Annotated in this window: 15 protein-coding genes and 1 tRNA gene; 11 read left to right on the top strand and 5 right to left on the bottom strand. The window is 40.0% G+C overall.

The window, feature by feature from the left end; all coding sequences use genetic code 11:
* Positions 1-4: 4 nt before the first annotated feature.
* Positions 5-1,366 (bottom strand): TolC family protein, encoded by a 1,362-nt coding sequence (locus R8N23_RS05880; RefSeq protein ID WP_318170639.1) that lies wholly within the window; start codon positions 1,364-1,366, stop codon positions 5-7.
* Positions 1,353-1,979, bottom strand: a complete 627-nt coding sequence (locus R8N23_RS05875; protein ID WP_318170638.1) for a TetR/AcrR family transcriptional regulator — start codon at positions 1,977-1,979, stop codon at positions 1,353-1,355. The genes R8N23_RS05880 and R8N23_RS05875 overlap by 14 nt, the downstream gene beginning before the upstream one ends.
* Positions 1,980-2,086: 107 nt before the next feature.
* Here R8N23_RS05875 and R8N23_RS05870 point away from each other — a divergent pair, with 107 nt between their 5' ends.
* From R8N23_RS05870 to R8N23_RS05835, 8 genes are all read left to right on the top strand, one after another.
* Entirely contained in the window at positions 2,087-2,902 is an 816-nt protein-coding gene (locus R8N23_RS05870) for an alpha/beta hydrolase (protein ID WP_318170637.1), read from the top strand.
* Positions 2,862-3,848, top strand: a complete 987-nt coding sequence (locus R8N23_RS05865; RefSeq protein ID WP_318170636.1) for a TonB family protein — start codon at positions 2,862-2,864, stop codon at positions 3,846-3,848. The genes R8N23_RS05870 and R8N23_RS05865 overlap by 41 nt, the downstream gene beginning before the upstream one ends.
* Positions 3,849-3,938: 90 nt before the next feature.
* Positions 3,939-7,601, top strand: a complete 3,663-nt coding sequence (gene purL, locus R8N23_RS05860; protein ID WP_318170635.1) for a phosphoribosylformylglycinamidine synthase — start codon at positions 3,939-3,941, stop codon at positions 7,599-7,601.
* 97 nt (positions 7,602-7,698) lie between these two features.
* Positions 7,699-7,771 (top strand) — tRNA-Gln (locus R8N23_RS05855).
* A 58-nt stretch (positions 7,772-7,829) separates the two neighbouring features.
* Positions 7,830-8,759 carry a ribose-phosphate pyrophosphokinase gene (locus R8N23_RS05850; protein ID WP_318170634.1) on the top strand — a complete coding sequence of 310 codons (930 nt, stop codon included), beginning with the start codon at positions 7,830-7,832 and terminating at the stop codon, positions 8,757-8,759.
* A gap of 15 nt (positions 8,760-8,774) precedes the next feature.
* Positions 8,775-9,416 (top strand): 50S ribosomal protein L25/general stress protein Ctc, encoded by a 642-nt coding sequence (locus tag R8N23_RS05845; protein ID WP_318170633.1) that lies wholly within the window; start codon positions 8,775-8,777, stop codon positions 9,414-9,416.
* A gap of 95 nt (positions 9,417-9,511) precedes the next feature.
* A complete protein-coding gene (gene pth, locus R8N23_RS05840; RefSeq protein WP_318170632.1) occupies positions 9,512-10,072 on the top strand; it encodes an aminoacyl-tRNA hydrolase in 561 nt (186 codons plus the stop codon).
* A 118-nt stretch (positions 10,073-10,190) separates the two neighbouring features.
* Complete coding sequence (locus tag R8N23_RS05835) at positions 10,191-10,430, top strand: hypothetical protein (protein ID WP_318170631.1); 240 nt, start codon at positions 10,191-10,193, stop codon at positions 10,428-10,430.
* A 101-nt stretch (positions 10,431-10,531) separates the two neighbouring features.
* On the opposite strand, the gene R8N23_RS05830 is transcribed toward R8N23_RS05835, so the two are convergent.
* Positions 10,532-11,725 carry an ABC transporter permease gene (locus tag R8N23_RS05830; protein WP_318170630.1) on the bottom strand — a complete coding sequence of 398 codons (1,194 nt, stop codon included), beginning with the start codon at positions 11,723-11,725 and terminating at the stop codon, positions 10,532-10,534.
* A gap of 307 nt (positions 11,726-12,032) precedes the next feature.
* Between R8N23_RS05830 and queA the strand changes: the two genes are divergently transcribed.
* On the top strand, positions 12,033-13,079 hold the full coding sequence (queA, locus tag R8N23_RS05825; protein ID WP_318170629.1) for a tRNA preQ1(34) S-adenosylmethionine ribosyltransferase-isomerase QueA: 1,047 nt from the start codon (positions 12,033-12,035) through the stop codon (positions 13,077-13,079).
* An 84-nt stretch (positions 13,080-13,163) separates the two neighbouring features.
* Positions 13,164-13,835 (top strand): 2-C-methyl-D-erythritol 4-phosphate cytidylyltransferase, encoded by a 672-nt coding sequence (locus R8N23_RS05820; protein ID WP_318170628.1) that lies wholly within the window; start codon positions 13,164-13,166, stop codon positions 13,833-13,835.
* A gap of 62 nt (positions 13,836-13,897) precedes the next feature.
* On the opposite strand, the gene R8N23_RS05815 is transcribed toward R8N23_RS05820, so the two are convergent.
* Together R8N23_RS05815 and R8N23_RS05810 are read right to left on the bottom strand one after the other, a co-directional pair.
* Entirely contained in the window at positions 13,898-14,119 is a 222-nt protein-coding gene (locus R8N23_RS05815) for a DUF2795 domain-containing protein (RefSeq protein ID WP_318170627.1), read from the bottom strand.
* Between the two features lie 187 nt (positions 14,120-14,306).
* Positions 14,307-15,575 carry a DUF349 domain-containing protein gene (locus R8N23_RS05810; RefSeq protein ID WP_318170626.1) on the bottom strand — a complete coding sequence of 423 codons (1,269 nt, stop codon included), beginning with the start codon at positions 15,573-15,575 and terminating at the stop codon, positions 14,307-14,309.
* A 103-nt stretch (positions 15,576-15,678) separates the two neighbouring features.
* Between R8N23_RS05810 and ettA the strand changes: the two genes are divergently transcribed.
* Positions 15,679-17,358: an energy-dependent translational throttle protein EttA gene (gene ettA / locus R8N23_RS05805; RefSeq protein ID WP_318170625.1), complete on the top strand. Its 1,680-nt coding sequence runs from the start codon at positions 15,679-15,681 to the stop codon at positions 17,356-17,358.
* Positions 17,359-17,441 lie beyond the last annotated feature (83 nt).

The following is a 17,441-nucleotide window of genomic DNA, read 5'->3' as shown; positions in this document are numbered from 1 at the left end:
TAGCTTAGAGCAAAATGCCATAGGCTTTTTGCAGGTCAATTTTTGAGATGAGCGCATCGTAGAGCGCATTGTAATAGTTTATTTGTGCTTGTTTGAAGGTAGCATCAGCATCGATCACTTCGATGTTTGACCCCACGCCTTCATTGTATTTAATTTTAGCCACTTCGTAGACTTCTTGAGACAATTCCATGTTTTCTCTTTGTGCTTGCATCATTTCAATTTGTCTGTTGTACGAAGTCAGCGCCTGTTCTATTTCTACATCAATATTATTTTCCAATAGATTCAAGGAATAATCGATTTGCTGGGCTTGTAATTGCCTTTGTTGCACCTGGCGGCGTTTCCTCATGCCATCAAAAATGGGCACACTAGCACGCAGCCCTATGGCTCCATTCCCAAACCAGTCATCTGAAAACACCGCATCTAAGGAGGTGTTACCCGTATTTCTACCGTAGTTGGCTACGAGATCAATTTTTGGATAGTATTTGGCTCTTACATTTTTTATATCTAGTTGCTTGAGTTCTTTCCTGATGTTCATCTGAGAATACTCAATTCTTTGTTCATAGGTAAAGTCCTTGATAGTCTCAAAATTGAAATAATCTATCGTTTGAATTTCAGTTGTTAATATCAATGGTGTGTTAGGCTTCAATCCCATTTGGAATTTTAGAATAGATTCAGATAAATCAACAATTTGTTGATAGTTATCCTTTTCAACCTTCACATTGTTAAACTGTACTTTGACTCTATTTACATCAATTTTTTCAGCAAATCCGTTCTGGTACATCACCTCTGTTTCTTGCAACAAAGAATCCAATCGAGAATAATTTCGTTCCACTAAGGCCAATCGCTCCACATTCACTAAAACTCCGAAATAGGCTTTAGACACCGCCTCTGCGATATCAATCTTCGTTTTGATGTGATCCTTTCTAGAGAGCTGGGTAAAGGTCTTCGCTGCCTCAAGTCCAATAAAAAACGAACCATCAAACACCATCTGCGTCAAACCAAAATCAAAACCGGATGTATACGGTATCCCAAATTCCAGAGCAACAGCCTCACCGTCTGGTACACCAGGAGGAAAACCATTTGAAGATTCTACAATCGTTTGCTGAATTTTGTAATTATGCATCAAACTGGCATTTGCATTCACCTGTGGCAATCCATCGGCAAGAATTTCACCCACCTGCTTGTCGGCTATTTCTTCTTCCAGCCTAGCATTTTTCACCTGCTGATTGTTTTCTAACGCATAATCAATCGCCTCTTCTAAGGAGACGCTCATCGACTCGGGGTTTTGGCCCATGCTCACCTGGTGAACAGCCACAAAACCCATTGTAAGTAGTAGTAAAAGTATTGGTTGTTTAATTACTCTCATAAGATTTAGCATCTATCAAGCTATCATATAGTTCTAGACCTTTTACGGTCATTAGTCCATGTACAAAATGATCAAATAAGGTCATTTGTACTTCAGTAAAATCAAATTTGTCTCTTGGAAATATTTTTTCATCAAAGCTTAGCTCTATGGATTCAACACGAAAAGTGGATATTATTTCAGCATCCAATTCAGGTCTAAAATACCCCTCACTTTTCCCTCTTGCTATGACATCCAAAATGGTATTTTTAATAAAAACATTCTTGTACTCCAACCACAGCGCCCATGCACTTGGGTGATACTTTTGTATGTCAAAAAGCATCGAAGGGTTAATTTCCTTAACATGTTCACGAATACAATGTGAAAGTTTGAACAATTCATCAATTGCGTTTTCAGCAGTAGACTTCACGGTCGCCATCTCTGATCGCTCTCGATCTATATGCCCTTTGGTTATTAGAGTCACCAATTCATCCTTATCCTTAAAAAACTGATAAATCGTCTTTTTAGAAATAGAAAGTTCTCTTGCAATGTCATCCATAGACACGCTTCGTACTCCATATTTATTAAAGAGTGCTTCAGTGTTTTCTAATATTTTCTCCTTTGTATTGTTAATCATTGTACCGCAAAGAAACTATGGAAACTTTATGATTACTAAAAGTTTCCGAAGTTTCTACGAACAAAATCAATATTTGTTCGAATTTTTCTGGTATTTTTTTGTCCGCAATGAACCATTCGCCCAAACTATACATTCACTCTCAATCAATTCAACTGGAATACGCGTGCTCCGGTAACGGAGAAAAAACACTGATTTGCTTTCATGGATTTGGGCAAAACTTAATGGTATTCAATGACTTATCGAGTGGATTAGTCGATCATCAGGTGGTAAGCGTCAATTTGTTTTATCACGGAAAGAGTGTACGACAGGGCGGCTCCAAATATTTACTTCAAGAGGAATGGAAAAATATTTTTGCTGGGTTTCTTAATCACTTGAATATTGATCGCTTTTCAGTTTTGGGATACAGCTTAGGAGGTAGATATACTTCTAGTACATTAAAATCTTTCGAAAATCGCATTGACCATTGCCTGTTGATTGCTCCCGATGGTATTGTGAAACGTAGTTCCTATGAGTTTGCCACTTTCCCTTTGGGTTCGGAGCAGCTATTTGGTTTCTTCATGAGAAACCCTAAGCCGTTTTTCATTTTTCTGGATCTGTTGGAAAAGACCAAAATGTTTAATCAATGGACGATAGATTTTTCTCGTACTCAGCTACAGGACAAGGATCAGCGAATGAGAGTCTATCATTCATGGATCACCTTACGCAAGTTTAGAATGCGACAAGCCGAACTCATCGAGCGTATAAACACTGGGAATTTTAAGACTACAGTAATTTTCGGAAAATACGACAAAATCATTCAACCTGAGCGACATTTCTATTTCTTAAACCAAATACCACAAGCGAAAGTCATTATCTTAGACACAGGACACACCAAACTTTTGAATGAATCATTTGTGGAAGTATCTAATGCGCTCAATAGCTAACAATATTTTCAAAACCTTCGTCTTTTGCTTCTTACTCCATGGAGCTTGTCTAGCACAACCTACACAAACACTTTATTTCGATAAAGCAGGTCAGCCCGTTGATCAAAGTATAGCCTATTATTCAGCTACAGGTGTAATTCCTAATGACAAAAATTACTTCATTGGAAAAGTCACTGAAAAATTCACTTCCAATGGAAAAACGAAAGCCAAAAAAACATATGACGAAAGCGGCCAACAAATTGGAATAGGCGTAGAATATTATGAAAATGGCCAGGTTAAAGAAAAATATCAATTAAAAAATGGACACATATTTGGCGGCTACGTCTTCTGGTATCCAAATGGAGTGAAAGCATTAGAACGAGAATACACTGGGTATTCCACAGCCACGGAAATAAATCATCGCACTTACAATGCCTGGGACTCCTTAGGTAATCAATTAGTCAAAGATGGTATGGGAAACCTAATTGAATATCGTGCTGACTTAAGCATTTCAGCCAAGGGCAAAATATATAAAGGCATGCGAAGCGGAACGTGGAAGGGCTACTATCCTAACGGCCATTCATTCTATACCGAAAAATACAAAGGAGGTGAATTAATCAGCGGCACCAGCACGAAACTGGATAGTACTAAACACAGCTACACACAAATCAATACACTACCCTCTCCTACTATGGGCTTCCCAAAGTATTATGAAAAACTGACTAAAGAAATGCGATACCCAAAGAGTGCTAAAAAGATTGGTCTGCAGGGCACTGTCCATATCGCCTATACTATCGATAAAAACGGCCGAGTAGCGGATTATTATATAATTAAAGGGTTGAGCCCAGACTGTAACCAGGAAGCCTTGAGAATTTTCGAAGAAACTTCGGTGGAGTGGATTCCTGGGACATCCCGAGGCAACCCACAATCCTTCATTCTTTCTCTCCCAGTTTCTTTCAAATTATAGTAAAAGAAAAATCCACAATAATACTATATCCCATACCCAACTTTTGAGCCAATCATCTTACTTTTGCGGCTGATAAACAGTCCTTCTTCGATGATCTTTATATTCAAGAAAAATCCCACCACCTACTATCTTTTAAAATCAAAATCCGATCTAGACGCTGCTAGCATAGAAAAGCTCCAATGGCTTTTTGGTAATGCAGAGGTTCTAAGTGAAAAAAACCTACCAGGTTCTTTCATTGGACCACGTCAGGAGATGATTACTCCTTGGAGTACCAATGCAGTGGAAATCACACAAAACATGGGCATTGAAGGCATTGAGCGAATTGAAGAATTCCACACTGAAGGTAATTTCGACCCAATGCTCAATCAAAAATATGAGGCACTAAACGAAGAAGTTTATATCATCAACAAGCAGCCTGAAGCTATTCAGGATATCGAAGACATTAGAAGCTACAACCAGAGCGAAGGACTAGCGCTGAGCGAAGAAGAAGTGGTTTACTTAGAAAGTGTAGCACTTAGACTAGGTCGACCGTTGACTGACAGCGAAGTATTCGGCTTTTCTCAGGTGAATTCTGAGCACTGCCGTCACAAAATATTCAACGGACAGTTTATCATCGACGGAGAAGAAAAACCAGTGTCGTTGTTCAAACTGATCAGAAAAACCTCTGAAACCCATCCAGGACAAATCGAATCTGCCTACAAAGACAATGTAGCCTTTATCAAAGGTCCTAAAATGGAGCAATTCGCTCCAAAGACTCAAAACAAAGCAGACTACTTCGAAACCAAAGACATTGATTCTGTGATTTCACTCAAAGCGGAGACACACAACTTCCCTACCACTGTTGAGCCATTCAATGGAGCGGCAACTGGCTCAGGAGGAGAAATCAGAGATCGTATGGCTGGTGGACAAGGCAGTATCCCTCTTGCTGGCACTGCAGTATACATGACCTCCTACCCTAGATTAGAACAAGGGAAAAAGTGGGAAGAAAAAACCAAAGCCAGAGAGTGGTTGTACCAAACTCCTCTTGACATTTTAATCAAAGCTTCCAATGGTGCCAGCGACTTTGGAAACAAATTTGGTATGCCACTAATCTGCGGAAGTGTCCTCACTTTCGAGCATGAAGAGAATGGAGACACACAAGGTTTCGACAAAGTGATCATGATGGCAGGTGGTGTCGGATATGGAAAATTGTCTGATGCACAGAAAAAGCCATTAACTAAAGGAGACAAAATCGTAGTGATGGGTGGTGACAATTACCGCATCGGAATGGGCGGTGGTGCTGTTTCCTCTGTATCCACAGGAGAGCACTCCAATGCAATCGAACTCAATGCCATTCAGCGATCCAACCCTGAAATGCAGAAAAGAGTGGCTAATGCGCTTCGAGCTTTAGCAGAAAGCGACAATAATCCAATTGTATCAGTTCACGATCATGGCGCTGGCGGACATTTAAATTGTCTTTCTGAATTGATTGAAGATATCGGAGGTCAGATCCATATCGATCAACTCCCAGTAGGAGACCCTACACTATCAAACAAAGAAATTATCGGTAACGAATCTCAAGAAAGAATGGGATTAGCTATAGCCGACAAGGACATCCCTGGATTGAAGGAGATTGCTGACCGCGAAAGAGCACCACTTTTCGTAGCAGGCGAAGCCACTGGTGATATGAAATTCACTATGAAGCACAAAGACAGCGACAAAGCTGCTATGGATTGGGGGCTTTCGGATATGTTTGGCTCAGCACCAAAAACGATATTAAAAGATAAAAAACTTCAAAAGCCTTATCAATCTGCAGTTGCCAACGATGCAGACTTCTTAGAAGACTTGAAACAAGTGCTTCAACTGGAAGCAGTGGCTTGTAAAGATTGGTTGACAAACAAAGTAGACCGATCGGTAACCGGCCGAGTAGCCAAGCAGCAGACTTGCGGAGAAATTCAGTTGCCTCTAAACAATGTAGCTGTAATGGCACTCGACTTTGTAAACAACAAAGGAATTGCTACTTCCATCGGTCATGCGCCAGTGGCAGCTATTGCCAACCCAGCTAAAGGTTCGCAATTGGCCATTACTAAAGCATTAACAAATATAATCTGGGCACCACTTACGCACGGTTTGGGTGGCGTATCACTGAGTGCCAACTGGATGTGGCCTACCAAGACAGAGGGAGAAAGAGCGAGACTTTATGATGCCGTAGAAGCAGTAAGCGAATATGCTATCGCTTTGGGAATTAATATCCCAACTGGAAAGGACTCTTTGTCCATGACACAGAAGTACAATGACGGAAAGACTGTAGACTCACCAGGTACGGTTATCATTTCAACTGTGGGTGAAGTTTCAGACATTCGTCAAACAGTGACACCAGACATCAAACCCGTTGCTGATTCGACATTAATATATATCCCGCTTTCTGACGGTACGTTTGCGCTCGATGGATCCAGTTTTGGGCAAATTAAAAATACGGTAGGAACTAACCCAGCTTCTTCTCCGGATGCCGGATACTTCAAAAAAGCATTTGCCGCTGTCCAGCAATTGATCAAGGATGGACATGTGCTGGCGGGACACGATGTGTCTGCGGGTGGCTTGATAACTACCTTATTAGAAATGCACTTCCCTACTACGCAAAGTGGTGCAAGCATTGACTTGAGTGCGTTGAATTCGAATCTCTCAGAAGTAGCATTTAGTGAAAGTCCTGCATTGGTAATTCAGATAGCAAAAGATGCTTCACTAGATGCTTTGGACGGCGTTTCCGTTGAAAAAATAGGATCAGTTAATTTGAACCGTTCGTTTGACATTAAGTCCAATAATAACAATCATTCACTGAATATTGATGAGCTCAGAGACACTTGGTTCAAAACTTCTTATCTGCTAGAGCAACATCAAACGGAAGCGAGCAATGCAAAGTCTCGTTTTGAGAGCTACAAAAATCAAGCGCTTCAATATGCTTTCCCTGCTGATTGGAAAGGAACCATTAGTTCTCTAGGAATAGATCAAAAAAGAAAAGAAAAATCAGGTATCAAAGCTGCCATCATCCGAGAAAAAGGTGTGAATGGTGATAGAGAAATGGCCTACGCTTTACACTTGGCTGGATTTGACGTTAAGGACGTCCACATGACGGATTTGATCTCAGGTAGAGAGGATTTGTCTGATGTAAACATGATCGTATTTGTTGGCGGTTTCTCCAATTCAGATGTACTAGGATCAGCGAAAGGCTGGGCCGGCGCTTTCCTTTACAACGAAAAAGCTAACACAGCATTAAAGAATTTTTACGCTCGACCTGACACTCTGAGTTTAGGGGTTTGCAACGGTTGTCAGCTGATGATGGAATTAGGCTTGGTGTTCCCTGAAATAGAAAACCATCCTAAAATGGCTCACAATGCTTCTGGCAAGTTTGAGTCTATTTTCCTTGATGTCACTATTCCTCAAAACGATTCTGTGATGTTAGGCAACTTGTCGAATACGAGAATGGGTGTTTGGGTAGCTCATGGCGAAGGTAAGTTTGAGTTACCTCTAACAGAAAGTAATTATACGGTTTGTTTGAAATATGCACACGAGGCCTATCCAGGCAATCCTAATGGATCTGATTACAATGTAGCGGGTGTGTATTCAAAAGATGGAAGACATCTCGCCATGATGCCTCACTTAGAACGTTCTTTGTTCCCTTGGAACTGGGCGCACTACACGGAGACTGCTAATGAAATTACCCCATGGATTCAGGCGTTTATCAACGCTAAAGAATGGGTGAAGGGACATCAGTAGAAAAAAGTAAAAATATTTAGCTTTTTTATCGCCAAGGCTTGGCATTATTCAGGCAAATATCTACTTTTGTGTTCCCAAAATAAGAGGGGTGCAACACTGGTCTATGGTGTAACTGGCAACACGTCTGGTTTTGGTCCAGAAGAGTCTAGGTTCGAGCCCTAGTAGACCAACAAAAAAAGAAGCTATCTCTATTGAGATAGCTTCTTTTATTTCACTAACGCAAGAGACATGTCTGCAGTTAAAATCTTCGCCGGAAACGGATCCAAAGAATTAGCCACCAAAATCGCTAATAGTTATGGCAAACCGCTTGGAAACTCAACGTCCAAGAAATTCAGCGATGGTGAGCTATCATTTAGCTACAATGAAACTGTTCGTGGCTGCGATGTTTTCATTATTCAATCTACTGGTCCTTCCGACAATCTCATCGAGCTTTTACTTATGATCGATGCGGCTAAAAGAGCCAGTGCCAAGTCTGTGACTTGTGTAGTGCCTTACTACGGCTATGCACGACAAGACAGAAAGGACAAACCGAGAGTTTCAATCGCAGCAAAGTTGATGGCCAACGTACTGCAAGCAGCTGGAGCAGATCGATTAATGACTTGCGACCTTCATGCCGACCAGATTCAAGGATTTTTTGATATTCCGGTAGACCATTTGGTAGCCGCTTCTATCTTCGTGCCATACATCAAGAAATTGAATTTGGATAACCTAATTTTTGCTGCTCCAGATGTAGGAAGTACAAAAAGAGTAAGAGAATTTGCCAAATTCTTCGAAGCAGAAATGGTGGTTTGTGATAAACACAGAAAAAGAGCCAATGAAGTCGCTTCTATGCAAGTCATTGGAGACGTTGAAGGAAAAAATGTTATCCTGGTAGATGACATTATTGATACGGCAGGCACATTGACTAAGGCAGCCAACTTGCTAAAAGAAAAAGGAGCTATCTCTGTAAGAGCATTCTGTACGCACCCAATTTTATCTGGTAAAGCTTACGAAAATGTAGATAGTTCTGAGCTGGAAGAGTTAGTAGTAACTGACAGCATTAAAATAAATGAAGGTCAATCTTCGAAAATCAAAGTGGCTAGCATGGCAGAGCTTTTTGCGAAAGCGATCAGGAAAATCCATGACCACGAATCAATTAGTTCATTATTTATTCAATAACATATATAAAGTAGTATGAAAACTATAGAGATTGTAGGGTATAAAAGAGCGAATCTCGGCAAATCAGAAGCGAAAAGTCTTCGTGCCGAGGGTCAAGTACCATGTGTAATTTACGGTGGCGAAGAACAAATTCACTTCTACGCACCAGCGATTCTTTTCAGAGAATTGGTGTATACTTCTGAAGCGCACTTTGTAAAAGTGAATGTTGAAGGCGCTGAGTATGACTGTATCATGCAGGATATCCAGTTTCACCCAGTAAGTGAAATGATTTTGCACGTAGACTTCTTGCAGTGGTTTACTGGCAAGGCTATCAAAATGGACATTCCAGTTCACTTGACAGGTGTTTCAAAAGGTGTTTCTAATGGAGGAACCCTGATCCACAAAAGAAGATTATTGTCTATCAAAGCATTGCCTAAGAATATGCCTGAGCATATTGATCTTGACATTACTGCACTTGATTTTGGTAAAGCAATCAAAGTAAGCGATGTAATCACCGACAACTTCGAAATTCTTGATACTCCACAAGCATCTATTGCGGTAGTTGAAGTACCTAGAGCATTGAGAGGTAAGTCTGCAGACGAATTAGAAGGTGAAGGCGAAGAAGGAGCTGAAGGCGAAGAGGCAGCAGAAGGAGCTGAGGCACCTGCAGCTGAATAAGCTACTGAATACAAAATTTAAAAAATCCTGCTCTTCGAGTAGGATTTTTTTTTGACTGATTTTTATAAGTATTAATTTTCTTCTAAAAACAACCGATGAAATATCTCATAGCAGGCCTTGGCAATATTGGTCCAGAGTATGAACTCACTCGTCACAATATTGGTTTTTTGGTACTTGATCGATTGGCGGAATCGCAAGGTGCCAGATTTGAACATACCAAGTTGGCCAACAAATGTGAATTTAAATACAAAGGAAGAACGATCCACTTAATCAAACCTACCACTTATATGAACTTAAGTGGAAAGGCCGTTAACTACTGGATGCAAGACCTTAAAATAAGTAAGGAGAATATACTCGTCATCACCGACGACATTGCGCTCCCCCATGGCAGTCTTCGAATGAGAGCCAAAGGCAGTAATGCCGGCCATAATGGACTAAAAAACATTGACGAACAAACGGGAGGCAATAACTATGCTCGATTAAAATTTGGCATAGGCAATGACTTTCACAAGGGTCAGCAAGTAGATTATGTGTTGAGTCAATTCTCGAAAGAACAACTAGAAAATCTGCCTTTTGACATGGATAAAGCCTGCGATATGGTGCTATCATTTTGTACCATAGGGATATCCAGAACAATGAACCAGTTTAACGACTGATTTGCAAAATACTGACAATCAATAATTTGACTCAAACCGTTAACAATCATTAACATTTTTTCTTGTTAAAGTGAAATTATCGTTCTAGCTTCAAGTTTCACTAAACCAATTCGTATTTATGAAGTTTTTAAGAAACCTTAGTTTGATTGCTGCGGCAATGAGTTTTTTGTTTGTAGTAGGATGCGGCTCTAAAAGCTCATCTGAAGGCACTGAAGAAGCTCCAATGGAGGAAGCTGCCGAGGCTGTAGAAGAAGCAGCAGAAGAAGCTACTGACATGGCAGAAGAAGCAATGGAAACAGTTGACTCTCTGGCTACTGAAGCTGTAGAGGCTGTAGACAGTGTGGCTGCAGAAAATTAAGAAAGCTTACGGGAAAAGTAAAAAATTGAAATCAGCTATTAAAACTAAAGATTTCATAAAATCCTGGAAAATTTCAAAGTCCCGATTGATCGGGACTTTTTTTATGACCGAATGGCAATGACCGGATCCATTTTTGCCGCCAAACCAGCAGGAACAATACCTGAAATTACTCCTATGACCACCGAGACACCCAATCCAATCAGGATATTTTTCAAATTCATAATTAGTTCCAGCGAACCCAAGTCCATAAATGTTAACAGATAAACCAAAAAGATACCGAACATTCCTCCAAACAAGCTCAGAAAGATAGATTCAAACAAAAACTGATAAAGAATAAAGTTATTCTTTGCCCCTAGCGACTTTTGGATACCAATTATATTCGTGCGTTCTCTAACTGACACAAACATGATGTTAGCTATTCCAAAACCGCCAACCAGAATAGAAAAACTACCAATAATCCAACCCGCAATATTCAGCACATTAAACACTTGACTTAAAAAAGTGGCAAAGGCCTCTGGTCGATTCATTGCAAAGTTATTGTCTTCTTTTGGCTTCAGTCCTCTCTTTTTACGCATCAGACCGGTGAGTTCTCCTTCCAATCGTTCTTGACCCGGATCATCAGCCATTCCCTTTATGTTTATAGAAGAACCTAATCCTTTGTGCTTACTAACTAGGTAGAATTTGCTTAACGTTTTATAAGGTATCAAGATATTATCATCATTACTGGGTGTATCCAATAAAGCCTCACCTTCTTCCTCAATGACACCTATCACTCTAAACTTTGTGCCTTTAATTTTTACCATTTGGCCAAGTGGGGATTGAAATGGAAACAATTCTGTTGCAGCTCGTTGACCAATTAGGGCCACATTACTCGCATTTTCAGTTTCCTGAATACTGAAATACCTACCAGTTTGCAACTGCAAATCATTGATATCCTTATATCCATAGGACACTCCAATCATATTCAACCCTGAACTGCTGCTACTCTTCTGCTTGGCCGTAATATTTGTTTTGTAGGCATAAATAGCCAATCCATCATGATTAACTAAGTTGGTCTGTAGATACTTAAACTCCTCATAATCCGGATTAGGTCTTTGGTAATACTTCCACCAGGGATAAAAGCTACCTCCAAACTGGTACGGCCATTTCTCAAGGATGATATTATCTGCCCCAAGAAAATTCAAACTGTTATTGATATTACGTTGCAATGAGTCCACTAATGTGAAGACCGAAATAATGGCAAAAATGCCAATCGTTACTCCCAAGAAGGATAAGACCGTCCTCATCATATTCATCTTGAGGGCATTGAAAGCAAACCGGAAACTTTCCCAAATCAACCGAAATATCAGCATCCTATAATAAATTTATTTACAAGCAATATTTATCAGAACAATTTACTAATTTTGCCCTCTTATTTTGACGTATTGGTCGTACAATCGTTACTTTTATTACATGAATGCAATTGAATATTTTAAACTTCCTTTTTCAGCCATTTATTCAATTCAGAACCCATTCCAAAAAACAGATTTAGATGAAGCAAAAAGCGAGTGCTGCAAATCGTACTTGTGTGTTTCATGTACTGATTAAATAAAATACAAACAGATGAAATTATCAGAATTCAAATTTGACCTCCCACCAGGATTGCTAGCGCTTTATCCTACTGAAAACCGTGACGAGTCTCGATTGATGGTCGTGCACAAGGATACCGGGGAGATCGAGCATAAAGTATTCAAAGATTTAATCAGTTATTTAGACGAAGGCGACAGCGTAATCTTAAACGACACTAAAGTATTTCCTGCGCGTCTTTATGGGAACAAGGAAAAAACTGGCGCAAAGATCGAAGTATTTCTTTTGAGAGAGCTCAACAAAGAACTTCACCTTTGGGATGTGTTGGTAGACCCTGCTAGAAAAATCAGAGTAGGTAACAAGCTATATTTTGGCGAAGGTGATTTGGTTGCAGAAGTAATCGACAACACCACTTCTAGAGGCAGAACGATCCGATTCCTTTTTGATGGGACTGATGAAGAGTTCTACAAGTCTATTGACGAATTGGGCGAAACCCCGCTACCAAAAGAAATTGCTAGGAAAACAGAGCCGGAAGATAGAGAAAGATTCCAAACCATCTATGCTGATAAGGTTGGTGCTGTAGCTGCCCCTACAGCTGGTATTCACTTCACCAGACAAATGCTTAAGAGATTGGAGCTTCAAGGTGTTGATACGAAGGCGATCACTTTACATTTAGGCTTAGGAACCTTCAGACCTGTGGACGTAGAAGATTTGACCAAACACAAAATGGATTCGGAGAACTACATCGTTCCGGAAGACACAGCGACTTTGGTAAATAAGGTACTGGACGATAAGAAAAAGGTTTGCGCAATAGGCACTACGGTACTTAGAGCACTTGAATCTTCAGTTTCTGCCAATGGTAGATTGAAAGCCAATGAAGGATGGACCGACAAGTTCATCTTCCCTCCTTACGATTTCAAAATCGTTAAGTCATTGGTGACAAATTTCCACTTGCCTGAATCCACACTACTGATGAATGCAGCTGCATTTGGTGGATTTGACTTGATCATGGAAGCTTATCAAGTAGCTATTAAAGAGAAATACAGATTCTTCAGCTATGGTGATGCCATGTTGATTATCTAAGATTTATAGAAATTCAAAGAATGAAAAACTCCGAAGGCATCTTCGGAGTTTTTTTGTTTTATAGAATGACCTAATATTGCCTCAATGAAAAATTATGCTGTAATAGTAGCAGGAGGCTCAGGTAGCAGAATGCAAGCCAGTCAACCCAAGCAGTTTTTGGAGTTGGATGGCAAACCGATACTGATGCATACTTTGGAAGCGTTTGCCAATTGTCAGCTTGACATGCACATCATATTGGTTTTGCCGGCTAATCACATAGATACCTGGCAGAAGTTGGTCAATTTACTTCAATTTAAAACAGCACACCAAATCACTCTAGGCGGAGCCACCCGATTCGATTCCGTCCAAAACGGGCTCAATGAAATTAAAGGAAATGGAATTGTAGCCATACATGACGGAGCTAGGCCTCTCATATCATCTGACGTCATACATAGAACCGTAAATCAAGCTAAGAAGTCAGGCAATGGCATTGCAGCAGTACAAGTGAAGGATTCTATCCGCCAGATAAAGAACGATCAAAGTCAGGCTGTCGATCGAAATCAATTCTATTCAGTCCAAACTCCACAGACCTTCGATGTCGATTTGATAAAAAAAGCTTTTAACCAAAGTCAATCTAATCAGTTTACCGATGACGCTAGTGTGATAGAAGCTTTTGGGGAAAAGGTGAATTTAGTAGAAGGAAGTTATGATAACCTCAAAATCACTACGCCAGAAGACCTAATTATTGCTGATTCAATACTAAAAAGGAGAAAATAAAAGGCCTGACCTTTCCAAGAAAGCCAGGCTTAATTTCTTATCACTATATATGACAGCGAGCCTTAGTACTCGTCTTCGTTAAAGAAGAAGTCTTCCTTCGTTGGGTAATCAGGCCAAATCTCTTCAATTGTCTCAAAAGGATGTCCGTCTTCCTCCAACTCTTGCAAGTTCTCAACCACTTCCAAAGGAGCCCCTGATCGAATGGAATAATCAATCAATTCATCTTTTGAAGCCGGCCAAGGTGCGTCCTCCAAATACGATGCTAATTCTAATGTCCAATACATAATTTACTTCCTTTAATTCTGGTGTTTTATATAATCGTGCAAAAATAAATTTTTCAACCAATAATCAAACTATTGACTCCCTTATCTCAAAATTTATTTTAACTGAATATAATCTGTATCAAAAAAAAATACAACTGATATTAAAATGATTCTGATGTTTTTTTTTGAACTCCTAACGCAACGGACATTAGAGTTGTTTTATTTTATCTTGACATTCTTTCAAGAGATTTTTTTTCAGCGCTACTTTTTCTTTTTGGGTTTTGAGCTTGTCGTTTAGCATATCTACGAAAGAGCCCTTGTTGATATGCATATTCCCCATGTTCTCATTAAAAGATTTGAGCTCCGTCTCGTCTCTGTGCAGCAAGTCTCTTATCACTCTTGTTAGATCCTTCAATTGACTCTTCTCATCCTTCTTCGCGAAGCCCTTATTTTTCTTATGCGTCAGGTTCCAAACAAACTGTCTCTCCTGCCATTCTCTAGAAAGCTGTATAAAGGACTCATGAACTTCTGGATGAGCCTTCTTTGAAACATGCCCGCTGTTTTTCCATTTTGTTTTCAGCGCATCAAAAGCCTTTACCTCACTTCCAAATGCATTTTGCACAAGCGATTTAAGCTCATTCAGAATTTCTTGTTTAGCTTTTAAACTTTGTTTTTCGTCTTTGGCTTTTAATTTACGCTCTGAGCTCCTTCTTTTCTTTTGTTTATCAAAGTAATCTTGCGTAACCTTCCAATAAGTGTCGTTGACTGTCTTGAATTCGTTTTCTGGAATGCGACCAACGTCTTTCCACTGTTTCTGAAGCTCTTTTACTCTATCCACACTTGACTGATAGTCTTTCTTCTCAATAAAGGATTTGATTTCAGCTATGATGCCTTGATACTCATCCAATCGAGCCTTCACCAACATTTTCTTATCTTCTGTGAAAGCATTTCTTTTTTCAAAGAAACCATCTACACCAGACTTAAATTTTTCTTCTAATTCAGCTCTTACAGACTGATCAGCACTACCTGTTTTTAGCCATCTGGATTTCAAATCCTTTATTTGCTCAAATGCCTCTTCTTGATCATTATTAGCCAAGATGGCATCTAACTCTAAGAGCAAAGCCTGCTTAATCTCCGTGTTTTTAGCTCTGTTCTTCTGGACATAGTCCTCTAATAGTGATTTCAGTGGACCTATTCTATCCAACAGAGTCTGATAATCACCCAATCCATCATGCGTTGGAATGGAGTCTTCAATATTTTGAAGGCTGGATAGAAAGGATCCTTTATTGCTCTGCGAATTAATCTTCTCTTCTATCTCCTCCAGTTTTAGTTTTAACTTATCAAATCGTGTAGTGAAATAAGCGACAGCTGCTTCTAATTCACCCTCTTTGACTTCTTTTAACTGGAGTGCCGCTACTTGACCAAAAGCTGATCGAAAGAGCGTATTATTTTCTACGTGACCGAATGGTATTTCCACAATATTTGGCGAATGCCTTTTCTTTGATAAATCGGCTGCAAATTTACAAAATCAGGCCAAAGGCAGAATATTTTTTGCATATTTGTCGGAAAAATTACTACTCATGAGCGACGAAAAAATCATCTTTTCAATGGCTGGTGTAAACAAGATTTACCCACCCCAAAAGCAAGTACTCAAAAACATCTACCTCTCTTTTTTTTATGGAGCTAAAATTGGTGTTTTAGGTCTCAATGGCTCTGGAAAGTCGTCGCTACTTAAAATCATTGCCGGTATTGACAAAGAATATCAAGGCGAGGTGGTTTCTTCCAGCGAATATAGTGTAGGACTTCTCGAACAAGAACCACAACTAGACCCTTCCAAAACGGTTAAACAAGTGGTAGAAGAAGGTGTGCAAGAGATTGTAGATCTTTTACAGAAATTCGAGGACATTAATGCCAAATTTGCAGACCCAGAAGTGCTAGATAATCCTGATGCTATGGATAAGCTTATTCAAGATCAGGCGGTGGTACAAGAAAAATTGGATGCGACCAATGCCTGGGAATTGGATAGTAAGTTGGAACGTGCCATGGATGCATTAAGAACTCCGCCTGGAGATGCCAAAATCGAAAACCTCTCTGGTGGTGAAAAAAGAAGAGTAGCGCTTTGTCGTTTATTATTACAAGAGCCCGATGTATTGTTATTAGATGAACCTACCAACCACTTGGATGCCGAATCGGTACTTTGGCTGGAGCAACATTTAAATCAGTACAAAGGCACAGTAATCGCCGTGACTCACGATAGATACTTCCTCGACAATGTAGCTGGATGGATATTAGAATTGGATCGTGGCGAAGGCATTCCATGGAAAGGCAATTATTCCTCCTGGTTAGATCAGAAACAAAAACGACTAGCCCAAGAAGAGAAAACAGAGTCCAAAAGACAGAAGACGCTGGAGCGAGAGCTTGAGTGGGTAAGAATGACTCCAAAGGGTCGTCAGGCCAAAGGAAAGGCGAGGTTGGCAGCCTATGATAAGCTTGCTGGTCAGGATGCCAATGAAAGAGAAAGCAAACTAGAACTTTACATCCCACCTGGACCGAGATTGGGTGACAAAGTCATCGAAGTAGAAGGAGTATCAAAGGCATTTGGTGACAAATTGCTCTATGAAAACCTTACGTTTTCTTTACCACAAGCAGGAATTGTAGGAATCGTAGGACCAAACGGAGCAGGTAAAACTACCCTGTTCAATATGATCACCGGAAAAGAGAAACCAGATAGCGGTTCGTTTGATATAGGTTCTACGGTTCAGATCGCCTACGTGGATCAAGAGCATGATGATTTAGATCCGAATAAATCTGTTTGGGAAGTTATTTCTGAAGGCAATGAATTGATTGAACTTGGCGGCAAACAAATGAACTCTCGGGCTTATGTGAGTAAATTCAACTTTGGTGGGTCTGATCAGGGCAAAAAAGTAAGTGCATTATCAGGCGGTGAGCGAAACAGAGTCCATCTCGCCATGACACTTAAGCAAGGAGCCAACTTACTCCTTCTTGATGAACCAACAAACGATTTGGATGTAAACACCTTACGAGCACTTGAGGAAGCTCTGGAAAACTTCGCAGGGTGCGCTGTTATCATTAGTCACGACAGATGGTTTTTAGATAGAGTATGCACGCATACATTAGCCTTCGAGGGTGACAGTCAGGTGTATTTCTTTGACGGTCCATTCTCTGCTTATGAAGAAAATCGAATGAAGCGCCAGGGAAATGTAGAGCCTAAGAGGATCAAGTACAAGAAACTACAATAGAAAGAAAATTTGGAGGAAATAAATTGTTTTTATCTCCTCCAAAATCACTTCTCTATATTGCTTAATCCAAGTTTATTCGGCAT

The sequence above is a fragment of the Reichenbachiella sp. genome (assembly GCF_033344935.1).
In the GTDB taxonomy this organism is placed as follows: domain Bacteria; phylum Bacteroidota; class Bacteroidia; order Cytophagales; family Cyclobacteriaceae; genus Reichenbachiella.
The sequence above is the reverse complement of the archived record's forward strand: the minus strand, read 5'-3'. Positions and strand labels throughout refer to the sequence as shown.